The 8007-nt window shown below is 65.9% G+C and carries 10 protein-coding genes; 7 read left to right on the top strand and 3 right to left on the bottom strand.

Translation table 11 applies throughout. The features are described 5' to 3' along the window. Together ispF and LL06_RS21710 are read left to right on the top strand one after the other, a co-directional pair. The coding region (gene ispF / locus LL06_RS21715; RefSeq protein WP_035531794.1) for a 2-C-methyl-D-erythritol 2,4-cyclodiphosphate synthase at window positions 1–847 on the top strand (847 nt) is incomplete at its 5' end. Continuing rightward, a complete protein-coding gene (locus LL06_RS21710) occupies window positions 844–1368 on the top strand; it encodes a CinA family protein (RefSeq protein ID WP_035531792.1) in 525 nt (174 codons plus the stop codon). The genes ispF and LL06_RS21710, both read left to right, overlap by 4 nt. Before the next feature lie 4 nt (window positions 1369–1372). On the opposite strand, the gene LL06_RS21705 is transcribed toward LL06_RS21710, so the two are convergent. Then, window positions 1373–1834: a type II toxin-antitoxin system RatA family toxin gene (locus tag LL06_RS21705; RefSeq protein WP_035531812.1), complete on the bottom strand. Its 462-nt coding sequence runs from the start codon at window positions 1832–1834 to the stop codon at window positions 1373–1375. Window positions 1835–2072: 238 nt separating this feature from the next. On the opposite strand from LL06_RS21705, the gene LL06_RS21700 reads away from it, so the two are divergent. Further along, window positions 2073–2426 carry a hypothetical protein gene (locus LL06_RS21700; protein ID WP_035531790.1) on the top strand — a complete coding sequence of 118 codons (354 nt, stop codon included), beginning with the start codon at window positions 2073–2075 and terminating at the stop codon, window positions 2424–2426. Between the two features lie 47 nt (window positions 2427–2473). Here the strand turns inward: LL06_RS21700 and LL06_RS21695 are convergent, their stop codons facing one another. Further along, entirely contained in the window at window positions 2474–3268 is a 795-nt protein-coding gene (locus LL06_RS21695) for a creatininase family protein (RefSeq protein ID WP_035531808.1), read from the bottom strand. A 24-nt stretch (window positions 3269–3292) separates the two neighbouring features. Continuing rightward, window positions 3293–3715 (bottom strand): RidA family protein, encoded by a 423-nt coding sequence (locus LL06_RS21690; protein WP_345775692.1) that lies wholly within the window; start codon window positions 3713–3715, stop codon window positions 3293–3295. 241 nt (window positions 3716–3956) lie between these two features. On the opposite strand from LL06_RS21690, the gene LL06_RS21685 reads away from it, so the two are divergent. The 4 genes from LL06_RS21685 to LL06_RS21670 all read left to right on the top strand — a co-directional run bounded on the left by LL06_RS21685 (window position 3957) and on the right by LL06_RS21670 (window position 8006). Beyond that, complete coding sequence (locus LL06_RS21685; RefSeq protein WP_035531804.1) at window positions 3957–4958, top strand: ABC transporter substrate-binding protein; 1002 nt, start codon at window positions 3957–3959, stop codon at window positions 4956–4958. A 71-nt stretch (window positions 4959–5029) separates the two neighbouring features. Beyond that, window positions 5030–5830, top strand: coding sequence for an ABC transporter ATP-binding protein (locus LL06_RS21680; RefSeq protein ID WP_035531803.1), 801 nt, complete (start codon window positions 5030–5032; stop codon window positions 5828–5830). Further along, window positions 5817–6683: an ABC transporter permease gene (locus tag LL06_RS21675; RefSeq protein ID WP_052161810.1), complete on the top strand. Its 867-nt coding sequence runs from the start codon at window positions 5817–5819 to the stop codon at window positions 6681–6683. Before LL06_RS21680 ends, LL06_RS21675 begins: the two co-directional genes overlap by 14 nt. Then, a complete protein-coding gene (locus tag LL06_RS21670; protein ID WP_035531789.1) occupies window positions 6684–8006 on the top strand; it encodes a cytosine deaminase in 1323 nt (440 codons plus the stop codon). Window position 8007 lies beyond the last annotated feature (1 nt).

The raw sequence follows: 8007 nt of genomic DNA, 5'->3' as shown, positions 1-8007 counted from the left end.
CCATGCGATCATCGACGGCGTTCTGGACGCGCTCGGTGCGGGCGCCCCGGCCGCCCTGCCCGCGGTCGCCGTGGCCGACACGCTCAAGCGCGGCGATGCAAGCGGCGATGTCTCGGGCACCGTTCCGCGCGCCGGCCTGTTCGGGGCGCAGACGCCGCAGGGGTTCGATTTCCAGGCGATCGCGACGGCCCATGCCAGGGCCGCGGCCGATGCCGCCGCCGAGTTCACCGATGACTGCGCCATCGCCGAATGGGCCGGAATGTCCGTGCGCCTGACGCAGGGCCACCCGTCCAATGTCAAACTCACCACCGCCGAGGACATCGCCATGGCCAACGAGAAGCTTTCGCCGGCGGCCCTGCCCGACGTGCGCACCGGAAACGGCTATGACGTCCACCGGCTGGTGCCGGGCGATCACGTCACCCTGTGCGGGGTGGAGATCCCGCACGATCAGCGGCTCGACGGCCATTCGGACGCCGATGTCGGCCTGCATGCATTGACCGACGCGCTGCTCGCCACCTGCGGCGCCGGCGATATCGGCGACCATTTCCCGCCGTCCGATCCGCAATGGCGGGGCGCGGCGTCGGAGATCTTCCTCGCGCACGCCGCCAGGATCGTCTGTGACGCCGGCGGCGTGATCATGAACGCCGATGTCACGCTGATCGCCGAGGCGCCGAAGATCGGTCCGCACCGGCAGGAGATGCGCGCGGCGCTCGCCCGCATCCTCGGCATCTCCATCGACCGCTGCTCGGTCAAGGCCACCACCAACGAGACCATCGGTTTTGCCGGCCGCCGCGAAGGCATCGCGTCGATCGCCACGGCCAGTGTCGTGTTTGGAGCAAGATCATGACCGAGGCGGACCGGCTCGCCGAAATCCGCGCCGATTGCCGCAGGCTGTCGGCGGACATCGTCAAGGTCTATGCGGAGATCGGCGCCATGGCAGCGACGGCCGAATCCTGCACCGGCGGCCTGATCGCCGGCGCCATCACCGACATCTCCGGATCGTCCGTGGTGTTCGACCGCGGGTTCGTGACCTACTCGAACGAGGCCAAGCAGGACATGCTCGGGGTCCGGCCGGAAACGCTTGCCTCCTTCGGCGCGGTCTCGGCCCAGGTCGCCACCGAAATGGTTCTGGGCGCCAGACGCCGCTCGCGCGCGGGCTTCGCCGTCTCGGTGACCGGCGTCGCCGGACCCGGCGGCGGATCGGCCGAAAAGCCGGTGGGGCTGGTCTGGATGGGCCTGTCGGGACCGGGAGATCTCACAAGCGCGGTCGAACTTCGCTGGGATCCGGCCTGGAGCCGCGACCTGATCCGCGCCGCCACCGTCCGCGCCGCGCTCGAGGCCCTGCTCGGCCGCGCCGCGATGAATTGAGGTCTCAGGAGACGGCGGCGTCGCCGTAGACCGCCTGCGCCCGCTTCTCGAAGGCTTCCGAGAACATCCGGAACGCCCGGTCGAACATCGATCCCATCAGCATGCCGAGCACCCTGCTCTTGAACTCGTAGTCGATGAAGAACTGCACCTCGCAGCCGTGCTCGCCATGCGGCACGAAGGTCCATCGGTTGTCGAGATACTTGAACGGCCCGTCGAGATATTTGACGTCGATCTCGAGTTCGTCGGGCTTCAAAAGATCCTGGGTGACGAAGGTCTCGCGGATCGCCTTGTAGCCCACCGTCATCTCAACGACGATCAGGGTCTTGCCGTCACGCTCCTTGCGCTCGCGAATCCGCGTCGCCTCGCACAGCGGCAGGAACTCCGGATAGCGCTCGACATCGGCGACCAGGTCGAACATCTGGCGCGGCGAATGCGGGACAATGCGTGTGGTTTCGTAAGTGGGCATGAGTCCCAAATTGGACATAGTCGCGGGCAAACTCAAGCCCTTGCGGGACCGTGGGCGACAATTCGTCACCCGATCTCAACAGGCGATCGCTTCTCCTGGCGTCTCGTCCGGCCCGGCGCCGGCAGCCCGCCCGGGCCCTGCAGACTCCGTCGGACGCAAATTCGTGGCGTAAACCGTTCATTAGCGGATGCATGATTAGCTGATCTCGAACAACCGGCGATTTTGCGAGGGCCAGACGATGCAGCCCAAGAGGCATGCGCTGACGCAACTGGGCGAAGCGGGCAGACGGGTGTTTCCGCGCCGCGACGCCAATTGCCCCGTCATCACCCATGCGCGAGGGCGCAAGGAGGACGGGCATGTCGCGGTGCCGTCCTGGCTCGTCAATCTGAGCGAGGATGGCTGCCTGGTCACCTCGGATCATTTTCCCAAAGCCGTCCACGACGTCTACCTCGTCATTCCCGGCCTCAAGTCCAGGGTGCACGGCAAGGTCAAGGGGCAGGGCAAGTACACGCTCCACGTCGAGTTCACCACGCTTCTGGCGGCGGACGTCGTCGACCGGATAGGCCGCATCAAGACCATGGCCAAGCGCTAGACAAGGTCATCTGCGGAACGGAGGCGGGAGGGTGCACCGTCGTGACGCTACGCCAGCCAGTCGTCGAGCTTGGCGGCGCGGACATCCTTCATCAGCGTGAGAAAGCCCCGCGCCTGGTGATGCGCCACCGCCTCGCCCTTGGCGGGCGTCGCCAGCGCCGCCTCGCCCACTGCGCCGGAGGCATTGAGATCGCTGGCGATCCAGGCGAAGGCATGCGGGCCGGTGTGGCGCAGCAGGTCGAATTCCTTTTCGGCCAGGGTCACCGCCGAGACGAAATTCTCCGCCCTGTCCATAGCCACCAGCTCCGGGCGGAAATGCAGCATCAGCGAGGTCTCGACATCGCCGCCGTGGATGCCGTAGGCCGTTTCCGTGGCGCTGAACATCCCATCGGGCAGGCCGAAGCGCATCCACGAGGTCTTCACCGCCAGCATCCGGGCGCGCACCCGGAGTTCGCGCGCGACGATGCCCATCACCTCCTCGTTGCCGCCATGGGAATTGACCAGCACCACCTTGCGGATGCCGGCGCGGGCAATGGAATGTCCGAGCTCGACCCAGTGGTCGATCAGGATGGTGGCGGGGATGGTCAGCGTTCCCGCGGCGTGCTGGTGTTCGTTGGACTTGCCCACGCACTGGATCGGCAGGATGCGGATGTCGAGATCAGTGGGCGCCTGCCCGATCACGGTCTCGAGCATGCCCTGCATGATGGCGCTGTCGGTGGACACCGGCAGATGCGGCCCGTGCTGCTCGATCGCCGCCACAGGCAGCACGGCGATGGTGGTCTCGGGATCGAGGTCCTGGAATTCGCGCGTGGTGAAATCGCCCCACCAGATCTTGCGTGTCATCTTCATTCTCCCTGGGCCGCGGGCTCAGCCGGCTGCCGCGGCAATCACTTCAATCTCGACCTTGAAGACCTCGCGGGCGAAGCCCGAAACGATCATCAGGGTCGAGGCCGGCGCGGGATCGGAAAACAGCCGGTCGCGCACCTTCATGTAGCCGGGCAAATGCGCCCGATCCGTGACATAGGCGTTGATCCGGACGATGTCCGAAAGGCCCATTCCGGCCGAGGCCAGCACCTGGGCGATGTTGGCGAAACACAGCTCCGTCTGGGCTTCGGCCGTCTCCGGAATCTGGTCGTCAAGGGTGATCGACAACTGCCCCGAACACAGGATCAGGCGATGTCCCGGCGGCACTTCCACGGCGTGGCTGTAGCGGGCGAAGGGAGCCCGGATCGTGGGCGGCGTATGGTGTTTCATCGCTGCGGCCTCCTGCTGGGTGTTGAAAGTTTTCATAGTCTATTCCCTCCCGGCTTGGAATGGGTCACTCTGATGCGGCAAGGTCAATCGCAGGTGAAATTTTGGGCATCTTGCTCACGCAAGGCGCAGCCGGCCTGGGCCCTTCGGGCAGGCCCGATCGCATGGTCCGGACCGGTTCGGCACCCCGCTGCATGGCATGAGGCTTGCTAGGTACAAATGTTGTCCGACTGACGGGATTCGCTGTGAAATTCCGCTCCAATCACAAGGGATGGTGTACATGACGCTTCTTCTTCGTTCCTCGGCCGCCCTGGCGGCCCTCATGGCTTTGGGCGCGCAGGCATCGGCCGCCGAGAAAGTCACCTTCGGCACCAACTGGCTGGCCCAGCCCGAGCATGGCGGGTTCTACCAGTCGGTCGCCGACGGAACCTACGCCGCCTGCGGTCTCGACGTCACCATCGCCCAGGGCGGCCCGCAGGTGAACAACCGCGCGCTGCTGCTCGCCGGCAAGATCGAATTCCACATGGGCGGCAACATGCTCGAGGCCTTCTCGGCGGTGGAGCAGAACATCCCGGTCAAGGTCGTCTCCGCCTCCTTCCAGAAGGAGCCGCAGGTGCTGATGACCCATCCCGGCCAGGGTCTCGACACATGGGAGGACCTCAAGAACGCCGAGCAGTTCATCCTGGGCGACCAGGGCTTCCAGAGCTACTACCAGTGGATGATCTCGGAATTCGGCTTCGATGCCGCCAAGCGCGTGCCCTACACCTTCAACCCCGCCCCCTTCATCGCCAATCCGAAATCGGTGCAGCAGGGCTATGTCACGTCGGAGCCTTTCGCGGTCGAGCGCGAGGGCGGCTTCAAGCCCAATCTGTTCCTGCTCGCCGATTACGGGTTCGACACCTATTCCACCACCATCGAGGTGATGCAGGCGACGATCGACGCCAAGCCGGAGGCGGTCAAGTGCTTCGTCGAGGGCTCGAACAAGGGCTGGTACAACTATCTCTACGGCGACAACGCCGCCGCCAACGAATTGATCCAGAAAGACAATCCGGACATGACCGACGAGCAGATCGCCTTTTCGATCGAGAAGCTCAAGGAATATGGCATCGTCGATTCCGGCGACACCGAAACCATGGGCATCGGCGCCATGACGGATGCGCGCATGCAGAGCTTCTACGACAAGATGGTCAAGGCCGGCGTGGTCAAGGAGGGCATCGACATCAAGGCGTCCTACACGCTCGACTACGTCAATGCCGGTGTCGGGCTCGATCTGAAGAAGTAAGACGCCGACCCGCCCGGATGCTTCGGGTCCGGGCGGGCCTCTCCTCCTTCGAGACGACCATCTGGACACCCATGCCTCCCCAGACCCATCCCTTCCTGATCCTGCAGTCCATCGGCAAGACCTTCGCCTCCGGCGTCACCGCGCTCGACCGGGTGAACCTCACCGTCAACGAGGGCGACTTCATGAGCCTTCTGGGACCGTCGGGATGCGGCAAGTCCACCGCGCTCCGGATCATCGCCAGCCTGTCGCAGCCCACCTCCGGCGTCGTCGACTGGCGCGGCGCGGCCCTCAAGCAGAACGACATCGGCTTCGTCTTCCAGGAGCCGACCCTGCTGCCCTGGGCCAGCGTCTACGACAATGTCTGGCTGCCGCTCAGGCTGCGCGGCGTCTCGCGCAGGGATGCCGGGCCGCAGATCGCCGAAGTGCTCGAGCGCGTCCACCTCACCGGCTTCGAGACCGCCGTGCCGCGAGAACTCTCCGGCGGCATGAAGATGCGCGTCTCCATCGCCCGCGGCCTGGTCACGCGGCCGCGCATCCTCTTGATGGACGAGCCCTTCGCCGCGCTCGACGAGATCACCCGCTTCAAGCTCAACAACGATCTCCTGGAACTCTGGGCCGAGCGCGGCTTCACCGTGATCTTCGTCACCCATTCGGTGTTCGAAAGCGTGTTTCTCTCCAACCGCGTCACGGTCATGGCGGCCCGGCCGGGCCGGGTGTTCGACGAGGTGGCGGTGGACGCGCCCTATCCGCGCAACCAGAGTTTCAGGACCTCGCCGGAATACGCGGCGCTGTGCCGGAAGACCTCCGACGTGCTGGTCGGCGCGATCAACGCGACGGCGCAAGACCTGGAGGCGGCCGATGGCGTCCACTGACCGGCCCGCACGTGCCGCCGCCTTCGTGGTGATCGACGCCGAGGAAGCCCGCCGCGAACGCGCGCGCAGGATGGAGCGCACCGGCCGCTGGCTGCTGCCGCTTATCATCATGGCGGCCGCGGTCTATTCCTGGGACCGCATCTGCGTCTGGAACGAGATCCCGCAATATATCCTGCCGCGCCCGGGCGTGGTGCTCGCCACGCTGATCGAGGACGCGGGGCTTCTGTTTTCCTCGCTGCTGGTCACGCTCCGGATCACCGCGCTGTCGCTGGCGCTCGCCGTGATCGGCGGCGTCGGGCTCGCGGTGCTGTTCACCCAGTCGCGCTGGATCGAAATGAGCTTGTTTCCCTTCGCCATCGTCCTGCAGGTGACGCCGATCGTGGCGATCTTCCCGCTGATCAACATCTATGTCGACGACCAGACCACCAAGCTCTTGCTCTGTGCCTGGATCGTCGCCTTCTTCCCGATCCTGTCCAACACCACGCTGGGGCTGAATTCCGTCGACCGCAACCTGATCGACTATTTCAAATTGAACGGCGCCACGCGCTGGCAGACGCTGTGGCACCTGAGGCTGCCCGCCGCCATGCCCTATTTCCTGGGCGGGCTGAAGATCGCCGGCGGCCTGGCGCTGATCGGCGCGGTGGTGGCCGAGTTCGTCGCCGGCGCCGCCGGCCAGTCCTCGGGGCTCGCCTCGCGCATCATCGAAGCCGGCTACCGGCTCAATGCGCCGCGGCTGTTCGCCGCCCTGATCCTGATCTCCCTGACCGGAATCGTGATCTTCCTGGCCCTGTCGTGGATTTCCCACCTCGTGCTGCACCGCTGGCACGAAAGCGCGCTCAAACAGGAGCAATAGGTGACGCACTCCCTCCCCGCCCTTCCCGTCTCCGGCCGTTACACGCTCGCCAATCTGCGCCTGCACCGCGCCCATGTGGCGGGCGCCCACGGGCTTTCCTTCGACGCCGAAGGTTTTTCGCGGGCGCAGGTCGAGATCGCCGACGGACGCATCGTCGCCATTGGCCGCGACGATGCGGGATCCTCCTCCCCGGACGTGCTCGATTGCCGCGGCGGAATCGCCTTTCCGGCCTTCGTCGATTGCCACACCCATATCGACAAGGGCCATATCTGGCCGCGCAAGCCCAACCCCGATGGCAGCTTCCCGGGCGCCCTGAATGCGGTCGGCGAGGATCGCCGCGCCAACTGGTCGGCGGACGACGTCGCGCGGCGCATGGAGTTCTCGCTGGCCTCAGCCTACGCCCACGGCACCAAGGCGCTGCGCACCCATCTCGATTCGGTGGCGCCGCAGGAGGACATCTCCTGGCCGGTGTTTTCGTCGATGCGGGAGCGCTGGAAGGGCCGGATCGAGCTGCAGGCCTCCTGTCTGTTCGGCATCGACGAGGCCCGCAACGAAGCCTGGTTCGACCGGCTTGCCGCCCTCGTCGCCGGCCACAGGGGCGTTCTTGGCGCGGTCACCTTCATGGTGCCCGATCTCGACCAGTTGCTCGACCGGATGTTCATAAAGGCCATGGAGCTGGGGCTCGATCTCGATTTCCACGCCGACGAGACCGACGATGTGAACGCCGTCTCGCTCGACCGGATCGCCGCCGCCGCGTTGCGCCATGGCTTCGAAGGCAAGATCCTGGTCGGCCATTGCTGCTCGCTCGCCCGCCAGCCCGACGACGCGGTCAAGGCGACGCTCGACCGGGTCGCGCGCGCCGGCCTCTCGGTCGTCTCGTTGCCGATGTGCAACATGTACCTGCAGGACCGCCGAGCCGACGCCACCACGCCGCGCTGGCGCGGCGTCACGCTGCTGCACGAAATGGCCGCGCGCGGCATCAATGTCGCGGTCGCCTCCGACAACACCCGCGACCCGTTCTACGCCTATGGCGATCTCGACGTGCTCGAGGTCTACCGCGAGGCCACCCGCATCCTGCATTTTGACCATCCCGTAGGCCTCTGGCCGGCCACGGTCGCCGCCAATCCGGCCCGCGCCATGGGCCTCGCGGACGCAGGCACGCTCACGTCAGGCACTGGTGCGGACCTCGTGCTGTTTCGCGGCCGCAGCCTGACCGAACTTCTCTCCCGCCCCGAAAGCCGCCGAACACTTATCCGCGAAGGTAAGCTCATTGACGCGACTGTCCCCGACTACCAGGACCTTGACGATCTGATGGAGCTTTAAG

Origin of the sequence: Hoeflea sp. BAL378 (assembly GCF_000759435.1) — a bacterium.
Classification (GTDB): domain Bacteria; phylum Pseudomonadota; class Alphaproteobacteria; order Rhizobiales; family Rhizobiaceae; genus Hoeflea.
Note: the sequence above shows the minus strand (reverse complement) of the source record. Positions and strands in the feature narration are given on the sequence as shown.